This is a genomic window from Acinetobacter sp. YH12137 (assembly GCF_013418535.1).
Classification (GTDB): Bacteria; Pseudomonadota; Gammaproteobacteria; order Pseudomonadales; family Moraxellaceae; genus Acinetobacter.
This window is the reverse complement of sequence record NZ_VPBW01000012.1, coordinates 25,818-40,078: the sequence shown is the minus strand read 5'-3', so window position 1 is coordinate 40,078 and position 14,261 is coordinate 25,818. Positions and strand designations below refer to the sequence as shown.

Genomic DNA, 14,261 nt, shown 5'->3' with positions numbered 1-14,261 from the left:
GACTTTTTTTTATCTCTCAGGTTACAGAGTTCTACAGGTTTTCTAATCTTTTACATGCTACAAAGAAACTGCATTGTTCAAGCAGTTTGAACGGGTGAAAAAGGAAAGGAATATGGGATTCAAAGCTTTATCGGGTCTTCGGGCAGTCTTTATGACTACAGCATTGCTGGGTGCAACTCAGATTGCGACAGCCGGTCCAACAGTTGATCAGCTTAGTGACTGTTTAATGAAATCCACGACGGCCACTGATAAAACCACAGTCTTGCAATGGACCTTTGTGGCATTGGGTAATCATCCCGATCTGAAAGCTTTTAGCAATGTAACTGCAACTCAAAAGGAAACACTCGACAGAAATTTAGTGACGGTTTTACAGCGGATTCTGGTTGAGCAATGTCCAACCCAAACCAAAGCGGTGATTCAGGCTGAAGGAGTACAAGCAGTGGGCGAAAGTTTCCAGGAGCTTGGGCAGGTCACAGGTCAGGAAATACTGAAAAATCCGGAAATTAAAAGTCAGCTAAGTGGCGTACTTAAATATATCGATATGAGCAAACTGGTTACAACTTTTTTGACCCCTGAGGTGTGGAATAAATTAGGCATCACCCGTTAATGAATTGCAGATGCAGTAAACTTAAACCGCAAAAATGTAGTTTAAGTTTTATAGAGCTTGCCTGGAAACAGGCGGTCTCGAATTTCATTCCAGTTGGTCGATAGCCAGCAAATAAATGAACCTAAGGTGACCATCATCGTACCGATCCAAAAGGTATGCGATAGACTGGTATTCAGTACCCACATCGAAATGATAGACGAAAAGATCGGGCTAAAATAAGATAACGCGACCAGCATTGCGATATTACCCTGATTAATCCCGATATTCCAGGCTGCATAGCCCAATCCAGTTACGACCGAAACCAGCAACATATACAGCATAATATTCAAGTCAATATTAAGAAGTTGCGGCAGTTGTTCGTGATCTAACAGCAGCGTCTTGCTCCAGAGAACCACACTTACCATCGCGAAAAAGAACACGATTGGGTTATGTCCTTGGCTGTATTTTTTGGTAAATACACAATATAACGACCATAAACTCGCCCCAATGAATGCCAATATGTAACTGGTTGGATTGGCCTGCATGTTGTGAATGACGGTTGCTAAATGAATATCGCCGTTGCCCGTCTGGATATAAAAAATACCTGCCAGACTAATACTGAGCCCTACCACCACCAAGCTGTGAAATTTTAGTTCATGAAATAGAATGAGCATGGCGATGGTCATACTGGGCCACAGATAATTCACCAGACTAATTTCAATGGCTTGCTGTGCAGTTTGTGCGAGTGCTACGGCATAGGCAAAGCAGATTTCATATACCAGAAATAATGCAGCTGCACTGAGCAGATAAAATTTGGGTATGGTTTTGAGTTTGGGAACGCCAAAAACAGCCAGTAAGAGCAGGGTGCTTAAGCTATACATCATAAGTACAGCCAGATCAGGTCCAATACTAAAACTGATTTTTTTGAGTAATCCCACGATAGATGACCACTGTAAAATGGCACTTAAGCCAATCAGCGTAGCGAGGTTTTTCGACATGGTAAGGGCGGGATGGGAGAATGTGCAGATTGTATTCCTGTTGAGTGATTTTCAATATGGGACAGACACGATTTTATGATCAAATTCAAAAAAATCGTTAACAACCGCTTTATGATTTGAATATCCCGATCATGAGTTTAATGATCCAGAAAATGGGCGTGAAAATTAGCTCGATACCATCGGAAAGGTTGGCAATTTTGCTTTGTCTGGCTGTGAGTGTACGTGGTTTGATAGATTTACGTCTTCTTGACTGATATGCGCCAATGATGAACACAAGAATGATCAGGATAATGCTGAGTAAGATAATGTGATTTGACATGTTTTTATTTTTCTTCGGTTTGTTTTTGATTTTATAGCAGAAATTTGACTTTTCTCTAATCCTCACTTGTACTTCGTTTTAGAAATACCTCTCCCTAACCCTCTCCTAAAAGGAGAGGGAACTTCCAATATTAAATTTATAGCGGCTTTTAATTAGGAATGATTTCTCCCTCTCTCTATGGGATGAGAAGCACTGCTTCGCAAGGGGGTGAGGGAGAAAGAATTACAACAAATCAGGATAAAACTTTTCAAAATCTGGATTCACCACTTCACCTCGCAGCAAATAACCTTTTGGCTGAATATAACTATAAATTTCCCGTGCAGGCTGTTCATGCCAGCCAATATTAAAAGCGCAAAGTTTTGGGAAAAATTGTAGGTGGCTATAGTTCAGATTGTTATGAATCCAGTATGCAAGCTGTTGCCAGGTGGTTTGATCTTTTTCATACAGTTCTAGAAATGAAGGAATAACGATACACGCTGTTGCACCATAACCTTTTTCGTCTGGATAATCCCAAATATGGCTAGCAAAGTTTTTCTCGTTGCTGGCGCAATTATATCCTTTTTCATTACCAAGCTGATTGACGCTTGGTGAACGATAAGCAGATCGAATGGTGATACGCCCAAATTTGTCTTGGAGAGGTTAAAGTAATTCTTCACAGAGTTTTGTGCCTGTACGAATGGCAATGTCAGGATGGTCGGGGAAGTTTGGTACACCGTACCAATTAGCGATTTCGCTATACAGAAAGTCACGCATAAAGAAAGACTTTGAAAGTTGAATTCGTCCTAAGTCTTCGAGTTTGGCGAAAGAGGATACTTTTTTGATGGTCATATTCTTAAATGGCTTTCATACAATAGTTGAACTTTTTAAACTTGCTGATTGGTATTGATAAATGTTAAATAAAAGTATCTAAGTTCATAATAAAGTCAAAATGTCAGAAGAACCAAAGACAATTCTCAATCAAAAAAGTTTTAAATGTCCTCATTGTGGAGCTTTTGCTTATATGGAGTGGAATAACTTATATGTTATTTCACAAGATCCAGTGGGTAATGATTTTTATATTAGAACAAGGGTACATCAAGCTAATTGTGCTTCATGTGATAATAACAATATATGGTATAACCATGCGCCAGAGATGGATTGGTTGCCTCCAAATAATTTTCATGAGCCAAGAGATAATAATGAATTAACTAGATTGTATCCTATTCAAGAGATTGCGAATAAGGATATTCCAAATGCCAATGCTGATATGCCCGGAAATGTGAAAAAACTTTATATAGAGGCAGCCTTAATTTTTGAATTATCACCCCGTTCAGCTGCAGCATTGATTCGTTTAGCATTAGAAAAATTATGTCATCATTTAGATGTGAAGAGGAAAAATATTAAAGAGTCGATCGAAGAATTAGCAAAACAACAAATTATCCCAATAAAAGTTGCCCAAGCTGCAGATAATATTAGATTAATTGGTAACGCAAATGTTCATCCAGGAATTATTTGTGATGAAGTTCTAGAAGATATTAATCCAGCTATTTTCACCTATATAAATTTAATAGTGGATTATGCAATTACAAAGCCAAAGGAAATAGAGGAGATAAATGCACTATTTCCTGAACAAAAAAGAGCTTCAATTTAAATGTAAAAAACCCGCTTTAAAGCGGGTTTCTTTATAAAGAAAGATCAAATCAACCAATCAATTTCTTCATCAACTCATTCACTTGAGCAGGGTTGGCTTTACCACGTGACGCTTTCATCACTTGACCAACCAGACCGTTAAAGGCTTTCTCTTTACCAGATTTATACTCTTCAACCATCTTCTCATTGGCAGCGAGCACTTCTTTAATGATTGCTTCAATCGCACCTGTATCAGTTTCCTGTTTCAGACCTTTCTCAGCAATAATTTCATCCGCAGTTTTGCCTTCTTCCCACATAAAGCCAAACACCTGTTTCGCGATCTTACCGCTAATGGTGTTGTCGACAATACGCGCAATCATACCGCCCAATTTCTCACTCGACACAGGAGAGTCAGCAAGGTCTAGGCCAGCTTTGTTTAAAGCACCTGAGAATTCACCCATCACCCAGTTCGCAGCAATCTTACCTTGTGCAGCACCGCCAGCAGCCTTAACGACTTCTTCGTAAAATTCTGACATTTCACGAGTCAGTGTCAGTACGTGAGCATCATACTCAGTCACACCGAAGTCAGCCACGAAACGCGCACGACGTGCAGCAGGCAGCTCAGGCATTTGCGCTTTAATCGCTTCGATTTGCGCATCTGGAATCACCACAGGCAACAAGTCTGGATCAGGGAAGTAGCGGTAATCGTTCGCTTCTTCTTTAGAACGCATTGAACGGGTTTCCATCTTCACAGGGTCGAATAAACGAGTTTCTTGGTCGATGGTGCCGTCCCATTCCAGAATTTCCATTTGACGTTCAATTTCAACATTGATCGCCTGCTCAATGAAGCGGAATGAGTTCAGGTTTTTCAATTCACAACGTGTACCGAAGGGTTGACCCGGACGACGTAAAGACACGTTACAGTCCGCGCGGAACGAACCTTCTGCCATGTTACCGTCAGAAATACCTAACCAGCGTACTAGCGTATGAATCGCTTTAATGTAGGCTACTGCTTCTTCAACAGAACGCATATCCGGTTCAGATACGATTTCAAGAAGCGGCGTACCGGCACGGTTCAAGTCGATACCTGACATGCCTTCAAACTGGTCATGGATTGATTTACCCGCATCTTCCTCAAGGTGTGCACGTGTCACGCCAATGCGTTTTACTGTGCCATCTTCAAGTTGAATGTCGATATGACCCAAGCCCACAATCGGATTGTCCATCTGGCTGATCTGGTAGCCTTTTGGAGAATCCGGGTAGAAATAGTTTTTACGTGCAAATACAGAAGCCTGATCGATATACGCATCGATACCCAGACCAAAGCGAATCGCAAGATCAACCACTTCCTTGTTCAGTACTGGCAACACGCCCGGCATGGCCAAATCTACAAGGCTGGCTTGAGTGTTTGGATCATTACCAAACTCGGTCGATGAACCAGAGAAGATTTTAGATTTAGTCGCAAGCTGAGTGTGAATCTCGATACCAATAACGACTTCCCAACCGTCAATCAGGTTAGATTTTGGTTTAGCAGCGTTTTTAGCCATTATGCATTCTCCTCAGCAATTGCAGCGCGTTTAGTATGCCAATCCGTTGCTTGTTGATACTGGTGTACCACAGACAACAATTGCGATTCTGACCAGTAGTTACCAATCAACTGTAAGCCAACTGGCAAGTTGTCTTTGTCAAAACCAACAGGCGCGTTAATCGCAGGAAGACCTGCAAGGTTTACCGCGATGGTATAGATGTCACCTAGGTACATTTCAACCGGAGACAGGTTTGCACCGATACGGTATGCAGTAGTCGGTGCAGAAGGCGCAGCGATGACATCTACAGATTCAAATGCTTTTAAAAAATCTTGCTGGATTAAACGACGTACTTTTTGTGCTTTCACATAATAAGCATCGTAATAACCAGCAGACAGAGCATAAGTACCGATCAGGATACGACGCTGAACTTCAGCACCGAACCCTTCTGAACGGGAACGTTTGTAAAGGTCGAGAAGATCTTTTGGCTCTTCACAACGGTAGCCATAACGTACGCCGTCATAACGAGACAGGTTAGAAGATGCTTCAGCCGGTGCGATCAGATAGTAAGTTGGAACATAAGCTTCTGTCATGTTGAGATCAATCTCAACCAGAGTTGCACCCATTTCTTCCAGTTTTTTCAATGATTCTTCAACACGTGCTTTCACGTCTGCATCCAGACCTTCAACATTGAAGTACTGTTTTGGAATACCAATGCGCAGACCTTTTACAGAAGTCCCGTTCAGGTTTGCCACATAGTCATCAACATCTTTATCCATTGATGTTGAATCTTTAGCATCGTGACCAGCCATCACATTCATCAGGTAAGCACAGTCTTCAGCTGAACGTGCCATTGGGCCGCCTTGGTCTAGAGATGATGCATACGCGATCATACCAAAACGTGATACACGGCCATAAGTCGGTTTTAAACCAGTCAGACCACAGAAAGATGCTGGTTGACGGATTGAACCACCGGTATCCGTACCGGTTGCAAATGGCGCTAAATCCGCAGCAACAACTGCAGCAGAACCGCCTGAAGAACCGCCCGGAACGTGATCCAGTGCCCAAGGATTTTTGGTCGCGCCAAAATAAGAAGACTCGGAAGTTGAACCCATGGCGAATTCGTCCATGTTCACTTTACCAAGTGTGACTAAGCCCGCAGCTTTACCTTTCGCTACAACGGTCGCGTCGTAAGGAGAGATAAAATTGTCCAGCATTTTAGAACCGGCAGTGGTTTTAATGCCTTGGGTACAGAAGATATCTTTATGTGCAATGGGCACGCCAGTCAGGGCAGTGGCATTGCCAGCTTTGATTGCAGCATCGGCAGCATCAGCTTGAGCTAATGCCTGTTCAGCAGTCACGGTCACATAAGCTTTGACCTGTGCATCAATTTTTTCGATGCGTTTTAAATAGTGTTGAGTCAATTCGCGGGATGAAAATTGAGCATTTGCCAAACCTTCAGTCAGTTCACGAATGGATAAGCGGTGTAAATCTGTCATGAGAAATAATTCTTTACGTTTAATTTAATAAAAAGAATGAACTGGGTAGTAATTACTCAATCACGCGTGGGACGAGATACAAACCGTCCTGTACAGCAGGTGCAACTGCTTGGTATTCTTCACGATGATTGCTTTCCGACACGACATCTTCACGTAAAGGCTGTGGGTGGTCGAAAGGGCTTTTCAGTGGTTCAACACCGTCAGTATCGATGCCTTTCAGGGTTTCCATCATGCCTAAAATTTTATTTAAACTTTGAGCATATTCAGCAGATTGCGTATCATTAAGAGATAACCTTGCGAGGTTGGCAATAGCTGAAACTGTTTCTGCATTTAAATCTGCAGAAGACTGTGCATCCGATGTAGACATAATATTACCTAATCAGTATTAAAAAAATTCAAATTATCATGCCTTATGATAAGCGATTGACTTGTCCAAATCATCACATTTAGTTAAAGTGGCCACCTTGCGTCCATATAAAGTTTAACTGAGAACGTCCCCGTGATTCTAAAACGACTAATAGGCTTGTTTTCGCCAGATCTCGCTATTGATTTAGGTACTGCAAATACACTTATTTATGCGCCAGGACGAGGCATTATATTAAATGAACCGACGGTTGTAGCCATCCGTCACAGTGGTTCACATAAAATTGTTGCTGCCGTAGGTCTTGACGCGAAACAAATGCTTGGTCGTACCCCAGCAAATATTTCTGCAATCCGTCCGATGAAAGACGGCGTGATTGCGGATTTCGAAGTGACCGAAACCATGTTAAATCAGTTCATTGGTAAGGTACACGAAAAACGTTTATTCCCGCCAGCGCCACGCGTGGTGGTTTGCGTGCCATGTAAATCGACACTGGTTGAACGCCGTGCGATCCGTGAAGCAGTTTATAATGCGGGTGCGCGTGAAGTACGTCTGATTGAAGAGCCGATGGCAGCTGCAATTGGTGCAGGCATGCCGGTTGAGCAGGCGTGTGGTTCGATGGTTGTTGATGTGGGCGGCGGTACAACTGAGATTGCAGTAATTTCATTACAGGGCTGTGTATATGCAGACTCGCTGCGTATTGGCGGTGATGTATTTGATGAACAGATCATCAACTACGTGCGTAAGGCACATGGTTGCGTGATCGGTGAAACCACAGCTGAAGTGATCAAAAAAGAAGTTGGCATGGCACTTCCAGATGAAGGTGCAAAACCGCTGGAAATTGAAGTTCGTGGCCGTAACCTGGCTGAAGGTGTGCCTCGCGCGATTGTGGTGAACTCGGATGAAGTCACTCAAGCGATCTCTGATCCACTACAAAACATCGTGTCTGCGGTGAAATCTGCATTGGAACAAACACCTCCTGAACTGTCTTCTGACATCGCTGAACGCGGGATCGTGTTGACCGGTGGTGGTGCATTGCTGCGTAACCTGGACAAGCTGCTTGCAAAAGAAACAGGTCTGCCTGTTGTGGTTGCTGAAGATCCACTGTCTTGCGTGACTCGTGGTGGCGGTAAGGTACTCGAATTCTTCGACAATCCAAATCATGACATGTTATTTGTAGGCTAAGACAAGGATTCGGCGGGTGCAAGCACATCTGTTTTCTCGACAACCGCCATCTTTTCGCTCTTTTATCATTGCACTGATAACATGTCTGGTGGTGCTGTTCTTTGACTGGCGCATGCCACATGTTGTTCAACCTGCAAGGGATGTCTTGTACGCGGCCTATAACCCCATTTATGCCGTGGCCAGCTATCCGGTACTGTCGCGAGAATGGCTGAATCAACAAACCAAATCTGAAGCGCAACTGCGTCGTGAAAATACCGCGATGCAGGCTGAGCTATTGCAGGCGCAAGTTCGCCTACAAAAAATTGCAGAACTTTCTGCAGAAAATACTCGTTTACGCGGTCTTTTAGATACCCCTCTGATTCTTGATGGACGTATGGAAATTGCTGAGGTCATTGGTACCGATGCTGATCCGTTGCGCCATATCATCGTGATCAACCGTGGTTCCAATAACAAGCTGAAAGTCGGTCAGACCGTACTGGATGACATGGGGATTATGGGACAGATTATTGATGTCTATCCGCATAGTAGCCGGGTCATGCTGCTCTCTGATAAAGAACACTCCTTGTCTGTACGTCTGGAACATACCGGCATGCGTGCCATTGTGTCAGGGACCGGGGATCTGGGACGCCTGAAAATGGAATATGTACCGACCAGCGCCAATATCAAAGTTGGTGAAAAAGTTTACAGTTCAGGTCTGGGACAGCATTTTCCGGCAGGTTATCTGGTGGGAACAGTATCCAATGTGAAACGGCATAATTCAGGGGAATTTGCCCAGATTGATGTTACTCCAGCGGCACAGTTGGCCGGTGGTCATCATGTCGTCGTGCTGTTCTCTGACTCATTAGCGATGGAGCAACCGCATGTCAATCGCTAAGATGCGACCTAAAACACATCGTGATCCTTTATTTGCCATTGTCATTTCGGTGATCGTGGCTTCTGTTCTCTCAGTCTATCCACTGTCTTACGAGACTTCGGGATGGCGTCCATTATTTATGTTAATGGTTATGCTGTTCTGGGTATTGTGTCAGCCGACCTGGTGCGGGATCTGGTTTGCATTTGCTACCGGGATCTTCATTGATTTACTGCTTGATGCGCCTTTAGGTCTCAATGCACTTAGCTTTATCATCATTGCTTTTGTGACACGTTTCCTGACCCGTGAGCGCCGTATTCTGACCTTTGCTAATTTATGGGTCATTACGGCAATTGCGATTCTGGCACATTTGATGATTATCTTCTTTGCCCAGATTTCGACCGGCGTACAATTCTCATTTGCACGACATTGGATTCCCATGCTGACTAGTGTCATCATATGGCCAGTGCTTTATTACTTTTTGAGAAAATGGCGCATTTAATCCTCGCTTCCAGCTCACCCCGACGCCGTGAACTTTTGCAGCAACTCGGGCTGAACTTTGAGATCTGTAGCCCAGATGTAGACGAATCTGTACTGGAAAATGAGTCCATTGCAGCCTATGTCGAACGTCTGGCGCAAGTCAAAGCGGAAGCGGTGGCCAAGCTGTTTCCGGATGCCATTATTATTGCTGCGGATACCAGTTTAGGTGTGAATAATGAGATTTTGGGGAAACCTGAATCCAAACAGCATGCCTTTGAAATGTGGGAAAAAATTTCAGGGAGATGGCATGATGTGTATACTGGAGTGTGCGTCCGCACAAAAGAAGAAAAATACAGTATAGTAGTTCGTACACAGGTTGAATTTCAGCCACTAAATAGCCATGATATGGAAAGTTACTGGGCAACATGTGAGCCGCTTGGGAAAGCAGGCGCCTATGCAATACAGGGAATTGCAGCGCGTTATATTCCAAGAATAGAAGGTAGTTATTCGAATGTAGTGGGGTTGCCACTATATGAAACAGTACAGTTATTGCAGACGGTTAAGGCACTAAATTAACTGCTGAAAAAGAATTCTTATAATGTTTTGAGTGTTGTTATGTCTGACGAGTTGTTGATTAACGTCACACCGATGGAATGTCGGGTGGCGTTGATTGAAAACGGCACGGTGAATGAACTGTTTGTCGAGCGTACGGCCAAGCGCGGATTGGTCGGGAATATCTATAAAGGAAAAGTGGTCCGGGTCTTGCCGGGCATGCAGGCCGCTTTTGTTGATATTGGCCTGTCCAGAACGGCATTTTTGCATATCAATGACATGGTCTGGCCACGTAACCAGCCAACGCCGAATGTATTCGAACTGCTGCAGCCGGGTCTGATTCTTACCGTTCAGGTGATGAAAGACATGCTCGGTACCAAGGGCGCACGCCTATCTACTGATCTTTCTATTCCTTCACGTTATTTGGTCCTGATGCCATATGGCAATCATATTGGCGTATCGCAGCGGATTGAATCCGAAGATGAACGCAATCGTTTACGCTCGATCATTGAGCGTATTCAGGCAGAACACAAGTTGCCAGGCTCCGTGATTGTCCGTACTGCTGCGGATGGCATTGAAGAAGAGGCGATTGCACAGGATATGGCTTACTTAGCCAAACTGTGGGAATACATCCAGCGCAAACAAAAAGTAATCGCAGTGCCTTCATTGATCTTTGAAGAACTGCCTTTGCCACAGCGTGTCATTCGTGACCTGGCCAATGAAGAAACCGAAAAGATCTATATCGATTCACGCGAAATCCACGGCAAGCTGAAAGAGTTTGTGGATGAGTTCGTGCCGAACATGAAAGACCGTTTGCTACATTATCCGGGCGAGCGACCAATTTTCGATTTGTACAATGTCGAAGAAGATCTGCAAAAGGCTTTACAAACCCGTGTCGCACTGAAGTCCGGCGGTTATCTGATGATTGACCAGACTGAAGCCATGACCACCATTGATGTTAATACCGGTTCTTATGTGGGCGGTCGCTCGCTGGAAGATACGGTGTTTAAAACCAATATGGAAGCCACACAGGTGATTGCACGTCAGCTGCGTCTGCGTAATCTGGGCGGTATTATCATCATTGACTTTATTGACATGCAGGAAGCCCAGCACCGTGAAGAGGTGATGAACCAGTTTGTGAAAATGCTGGAACGTGATCATGCCAAAACCAAGATCACCCAGGTGTCTGAACTGGGGTTGGTGGAGATGACGCGTAAGCGTACCCGTGAGTCTTTGGAACACTTGTTATGCGAGTCCTGTCCGACCTGTCAGGGACGTGGATATGTGAAAACAGCAGAATCAGTGTGTTACGAAATCTTTCGGGAAATCCTGCGCTATGCTCGCGCTTATGAATCACAAAGTGGCTTTACTGTAGTTGCCCATCCGGCAGTGATTGATCGGCTGTTGACTGCAGAAGCCCCGGCTGTGGCGGATCTGGAACACTTTATTAATCGTGTAATTAAATTCCAGGTCGAAAATTTATACACACAAGAGCAATACGATATCATTCTCAGCTGAAATTGTAACAGAATATCGTTAAACACTTGTTACATCTGAAATTTTACAACTCTACTGATATTTACAATACTAGAAACATCAAATTAGCCAAAGCCTTTCTCCCAGTTCTAGGCTTAGCAAAAGGAGTCTATGATGAGTATGAGTAAAGTTGTAATCAATAAAAGCTTGAAACACGTATTAGAACCAAAGGCTGTGCATGCAGGATATATTGTGGATGAACGCGGGAATGAAGTTCAGATTACAGCTTCTATGATTCGCTCTGTCTGCCATCAGTTATTGAAACAATGTCGTACTATTAAAAGTTAATTAAACCAAAATAGATTGCGGTTGTATGAATTTCATTCAAACTGTAAAAAGAATAAAATAAAGGGGCTTAAATTGCCCCTTTATTTTTTACTAAATGATTGGCAAAAGTGCTCACACACTTTTTAGCAGTCCATTGCCAGATTTTATTCGTCCGCGGCTAACTGACCGCTTTCAACTTTGGGACGGGTTCACCATCCACAATCCGTTCGAAGCGTTGAATTTCTTCTTCAAGATGAGTCAATAGATTCTGCATTTTGGGTAGAGCATTACGGCAAGCAGTAAGACCTACTTCAAGCTTGTCCATATAACTGGTCATGGTGATATTCAGTGCCTGTCCATCCAGTACAATCGAAGCCGGATATAAGGCTTCCAAACGTGCGCCATTCCAGTACAGAGGTTCCTGAGGACCAGGGACATTGGAAATGATCACGTTAAATGCCTGACGTTTTGGCATTAAGCCAGATGCAATATTGAATCCTGCAAGACCGTAGACAAAAGCACTATAGTTCAGAATCTGATTGGCATTCATGCGCTTAAAGCGTTCTTTAGCACTGAGTACACTGCGACGTACCGTTTTAAGACGCTCCAAAGGATCATCCTTATGCGTGCCCAGATTCGCCAGAATCATGGTAATACGGTTGGAAACATCGGAGTCATCGCTACGTACAGAAGCGGGCACCATTGCAATTAATGGTTTTTTCGGCAAGGCATTTTGTGTGAGTAAATATTCGCGTAAGGCACCTGAACAGATCGCTAACACGATATCATTAATCGTTACACCTAAAGCTTTAGAAATATGACGCAGACGCGAGAACTCAAAAGATTGTGCTGCGAAACGACGTGAGGCACTGACACGCTGATTTAAAATAGAACTTGGTGCCTGAAAGCTGGACACATAATCCGGGTTACGCCCCATATCTTTTAGTACGGTTTGTGATAATTCATAAGCCACTCGTGGCGTACATTCCAGCTGGCCTTTAATCGCCTGTAACACATTCTTCATGCGGCTGACTTTCGGCGCTTTCAGACGTTTTGCTCGTGGACCTTCTACACACCAAGGTGGCACAATACTTTTCGCATGTGGATCATGGGAAAGTGATTTTTCTACCAGACGCATGCCTGCAATACCATCTACCATCGCATGGTGAATCTTGAAGTACATGGCAAAACGGTTGCCTTCAATGCCTTCAATAATATGACAGGTCCATAAAGGTTTAGCGCGGTCAATCAGTGCGCTGTGTTCTTGGGAAATATAAGTCAGCAGCTCGCGGATACGCCCAGGTTTCGGTAAGGCAATATGACGAAAATGATGATCTAAATCAAACTCTTCATCTTCATCCCAAAATAAACCGTTTAAATAGTTATTAAATGGAGGAATCGGTGAGGATTTGGAATTGCGAATATCAGTCACCAGATCCCGGATAAAAGAGGCTGGTGCATTGTCAGGAATTTGAAACAAAAATAACCCGCCTACATGCATAGGCTGCTGCCGTTTCTCTAAAGACAAAAAAATAAAGTCAATCGGATGTAATGGACGCATAGCGTAGATTGCCTCACTGCATTTTCTTCAGCTGCTCATGTATAAGCAACCTTGTTAGAATTATTGGTATCACATTACAAAGTATAGCGATTTTGTCGCATAAAGGTACTGATTTTTCTGTAGCCGATTGGTTCACAAAAAACCACCCGACGAACGGATGGTTTTTTAAGATTATTTTTTCAAGTTCCCGGCATGCAAGCCACATTCTTTATGGGTGGCTTCTTCCCACCACCAGCGTCCTTCACGTTCATGCTGATTTGGCAGCACAGGACGGGTACAAGGTTCACAGCCAATGGAGGTAAAACCTTTTTCATGTAGTGGGTTGTATGGAATTTCCATCATTCGGATATAATTCCACACATCTACACTAGACCAGTTGGCAAGGGGATTATATTTAATCAGCTGTTTGCCTGGACCAGAAAAACCTTCATCAGATTGAACCACTGGAATGTCATTACGTGTTCCCGGGCTTTGGTCTTTACGCTGACCGGTAATCCAGCCATCTAAAGTTGCCAGTTTTTTGCGTAAAGGTTGCACCTTGCGGATTCCGCAACATTCCTGATGGCCGTCACGGTAGAAACTGAACAAACCTTTTTCAGTCGTCAGTTGTTGAATCGCATCTGTTTCCGGGAAGCAGATTTCGATATCAATATTATAGTGCTGACGAACCTTTTCAATAAATTGATAAGTCTCAGCATGCAGACGCCCTGTATCCAGGCTAAATACCCGGAAAGGTTTACCTAAATTAGATGCCATATCAATCAGTACAACATCTTCTGCACCAGAAAATGAAATGGCAATTTCGCCTTCCTGCTCGAGAGCAAGCGCTAAAATTTCACTTGGTGATTTATCTGCATATTCAGATGCAAGCGCATCTACCATAGCAATAGTGGGGATTTTGGTCATATGAGTCCTGGCGGCATAGGCTTGGAA

The 14,261-nt window shown here is 43.6% G+C and carries 15 protein-coding genes; 8 read left to right on the top strand and 7 right to left on the bottom strand.

The features are described from left to right. Positions 1-112 precede the first annotated feature (112 nt). Positions 113-607 carry a hypothetical protein gene (locus FTU72_RS08325; RefSeq protein WP_179993175.1) on the top strand — a complete coding sequence of 165 codons (495 nt, stop codon included), beginning with the start codon at positions 113-115 and terminating at the stop codon, positions 605-607. 41 nt (positions 608-648) lie between these two features. Here the strand turns inward: FTU72_RS08325 and yddG are convergent, their stop codons facing one another. After that, a complete protein-coding gene (yddG, locus tag FTU72_RS08320) occupies positions 649-1,584 on the bottom strand; it encodes an aromatic amino acid DMT transporter YddG (protein WP_180052673.1) in 936 nt (311 codons plus the stop codon). 109 nt (positions 1,585-1,693) lie between these two features. Continuing rightward, a complete protein-coding gene (locus FTU72_RS08315) occupies positions 1,694-1,903 on the bottom strand; it encodes a hypothetical protein (RefSeq protein ID WP_179993177.1) in 210 nt (69 codons plus the stop codon). A gap of 928 nt (positions 1,904-2,831) precedes the next feature. On the opposite strand from FTU72_RS08315, the gene FTU72_RS08305 reads away from it, so the two are divergent. Then, on the top strand, positions 2,832-3,533 hold the full coding sequence (locus tag FTU72_RS08305) for a DUF4145 domain-containing protein (RefSeq protein WP_257220258.1): 702 nt from the start codon (positions 2,832-2,834) through the stop codon (positions 3,531-3,533). Positions 3,534-3,582: 49 nt separating this feature from the next. Here FTU72_RS08305 and gatB read toward each other — a convergent pair whose 3' ends face one another. Genes gatB through gatC form a run of 3 tightly spaced genes read right to left on the bottom strand, consistent with a single transcriptional unit; the run spans position 3,583 to position 6,903 of the window. Further along, positions 3,583-5,058, bottom strand: coding sequence for an Asp-tRNA(Asn)/Glu-tRNA(Gln) amidotransferase subunit GatB (gene gatB / locus FTU72_RS08300; RefSeq protein ID WP_034703392.1), 1,476 nt, complete (start codon positions 5,056-5,058; stop codon positions 3,583-3,585). After that, complete coding sequence (gene gatA, locus FTU72_RS08295) at positions 5,058-6,536, bottom strand: Asp-tRNA(Asn)/Glu-tRNA(Gln) amidotransferase subunit GatA (RefSeq protein WP_004783101.1); 1,479 nt, start codon at positions 6,534-6,536, stop codon at positions 5,058-5,060. The genes gatB and gatA overlap by 1 nt, the downstream gene beginning before the upstream one ends. Positions 6,537-6,588: 52 nt before the next feature. Then, complete coding sequence (gene gatC, locus FTU72_RS08290) at positions 6,589-6,903, bottom strand: Asp-tRNA(Asn)/Glu-tRNA(Gln) amidotransferase subunit GatC (protein ID WP_005234479.1); 315 nt, start codon at positions 6,901-6,903, stop codon at positions 6,589-6,591. 132 nt (positions 6,904-7,035) lie between these two features. On the opposite strand from gatC, the gene FTU72_RS08285 reads away from it, so the two are divergent. From FTU72_RS08285 to FTU72_RS08260, 6 genes are all read left to right on the top strand, one after another. Continuing rightward, a complete protein-coding gene (locus FTU72_RS08285) occupies positions 7,036-8,082 on the top strand; it encodes a rod shape-determining protein (RefSeq protein ID WP_005234480.1) in 1,047 nt (348 codons plus the stop codon). A gap of 16 nt (positions 8,083-8,098) precedes the next feature. Then, positions 8,099-8,956, top strand: a complete 858-nt coding sequence (gene mreC / locus FTU72_RS08280; protein ID WP_166139623.1) for a rod shape-determining protein MreC — start codon at positions 8,099-8,101, stop codon at positions 8,954-8,956. Beyond that, positions 8,943-9,434: a rod shape-determining protein MreD gene (mreD, locus tag FTU72_RS08275; protein ID WP_180052672.1), complete on the top strand. Its 492-nt coding sequence runs from the start codon at positions 8,943-8,945 to the stop codon at positions 9,432-9,434. Before mreC ends, mreD begins: the two co-directional genes overlap by 14 nt. Then, on the top strand, positions 9,422-9,988 hold the full coding sequence (locus FTU72_RS08270; RefSeq protein WP_180052671.1) for a Maf family nucleotide pyrophosphatase: 567 nt from the start codon (positions 9,422-9,424) through the stop codon (positions 9,986-9,988). The genes mreD and FTU72_RS08270 overlap by 13 nt, the downstream gene beginning before the upstream one ends. A gap of 39 nt (positions 9,989-10,027) precedes the next feature. Further along, complete coding sequence (gene rng, locus FTU72_RS08265; RefSeq protein WP_005234484.1) at positions 10,028-11,482, top strand: ribonuclease G; 1,455 nt, start codon at positions 10,028-10,030, stop codon at positions 11,480-11,482. A 132-nt stretch (positions 11,483-11,614) separates the two neighbouring features. After that, positions 11,615-11,788 carry a PA1571 family protein gene (locus FTU72_RS08260; RefSeq protein ID WP_004783090.1) on the top strand — a complete coding sequence of 58 codons (174 nt, stop codon included), beginning with the start codon at positions 11,615-11,617 and terminating at the stop codon, positions 11,786-11,788. 157 nt (positions 11,789-11,945) lie between these two features. Here the strand turns inward: FTU72_RS08260 and FTU72_RS08255 are convergent, their stop codons facing one another. Together FTU72_RS08255 and FTU72_RS08250 are read right to left on the bottom strand one after the other, a co-directional pair. After that, positions 11,946-13,328: a wax ester/triacylglycerol synthase family O-acyltransferase gene (locus tag FTU72_RS08255; RefSeq protein ID WP_004783088.1), complete on the bottom strand. Its 1,383-nt coding sequence runs from the start codon at positions 13,326-13,328 to the stop codon at positions 11,946-11,948. A 171-nt stretch (positions 13,329-13,499) separates the two neighbouring features. Beyond that, positions 13,500-14,234 carry a phosphoadenylyl-sulfate reductase gene (locus FTU72_RS08250; protein WP_180052670.1) on the bottom strand — a complete coding sequence of 245 codons (735 nt, stop codon included), beginning with the start codon at positions 14,232-14,234 and terminating at the stop codon, positions 13,500-13,502. Positions 14,235-14,261 lie beyond the last annotated feature (27 nt).

Excerpts from the sequence above, each read along its gene's own strand:
- FTU72_RS08325 (WP_179993175.1), top strand. The coding sequence starts at position 113 with ATGGGATTCAAAGCTTTATCGGGTCTTCGGGCAGTCTTTATGACTACA.
- yddG (WP_180052673.1), bottom strand. The coding sequence starts at position 1,584 with ATGTCGAAAAACCTCGCTACGCTGATTGGCTTAAGTGCCATTTTACAG.
- FTU72_RS08315 (WP_179993177.1), bottom strand. The coding sequence starts at position 1,903 with ATGTCAAATCACATTATCTTACTCAGCATTATCCTGATCATTCTTGTG.
- FTU72_RS08305 (WP_257220258.1), top strand. The coding sequence starts at position 2,832 with ATGTCAGAAGAACCAAAGACAATTCTCAATCAAAAAAGTTTTAAATGT.
- gatB (WP_034703392.1), bottom strand. The coding sequence starts at position 5,058 with ATGGCTAAAAACGCTGCTAAACCAAAATCTAACCTGATTGACGGTTGG.
- gatA (WP_004783101.1), bottom strand. The coding sequence starts at position 6,536 with ATGACAGATTTACACCGCTTATCCATTCGTGAACTGACTGAAGGTTTG.
- gatC (WP_005234479.1), bottom strand. The coding sequence starts at position 6,903 with ATGTCTACATCGGATGCACAGTCTTCTGCAGATTTAAATGCAGAAACA.
- mreD (WP_180052672.1), top strand. The coding sequence starts at position 8,943 with ATGTCAATCGCTAAGATGCGACCTAAAACACATCGTGATCCTTTATTT.
- FTU72_RS08270 (WP_180052671.1), top strand. The coding sequence starts at position 9,422 with ATGGCGCATTTAATCCTCGCTTCCAGCTCACCCCGACGCCGTGAACTT.
- rng (WP_005234484.1), top strand. The coding sequence starts at position 10,028 with ATGTCTGACGAGTTGTTGATTAACGTCACACCGATGGAATGTCGGGTG.
- FTU72_RS08260 (WP_004783090.1), top strand. The coding sequence starts at position 11,615 with ATGAGTATGAGTAAAGTTGTAATCAATAAAAGCTTGAAACACGTATTA.
- FTU72_RS08255 (WP_004783088.1), bottom strand. The coding sequence starts at position 13,328 with ATGCGTCCATTACATCCGATTGACTTTATTTTTTTGTCTTTAGAGAAA.
- FTU72_RS08250 (WP_180052670.1), bottom strand. The coding sequence starts at position 14,234 with ATGACCAAAATCCCCACTATTGCTATGGTAGATGCGCTTGCATCTGAA.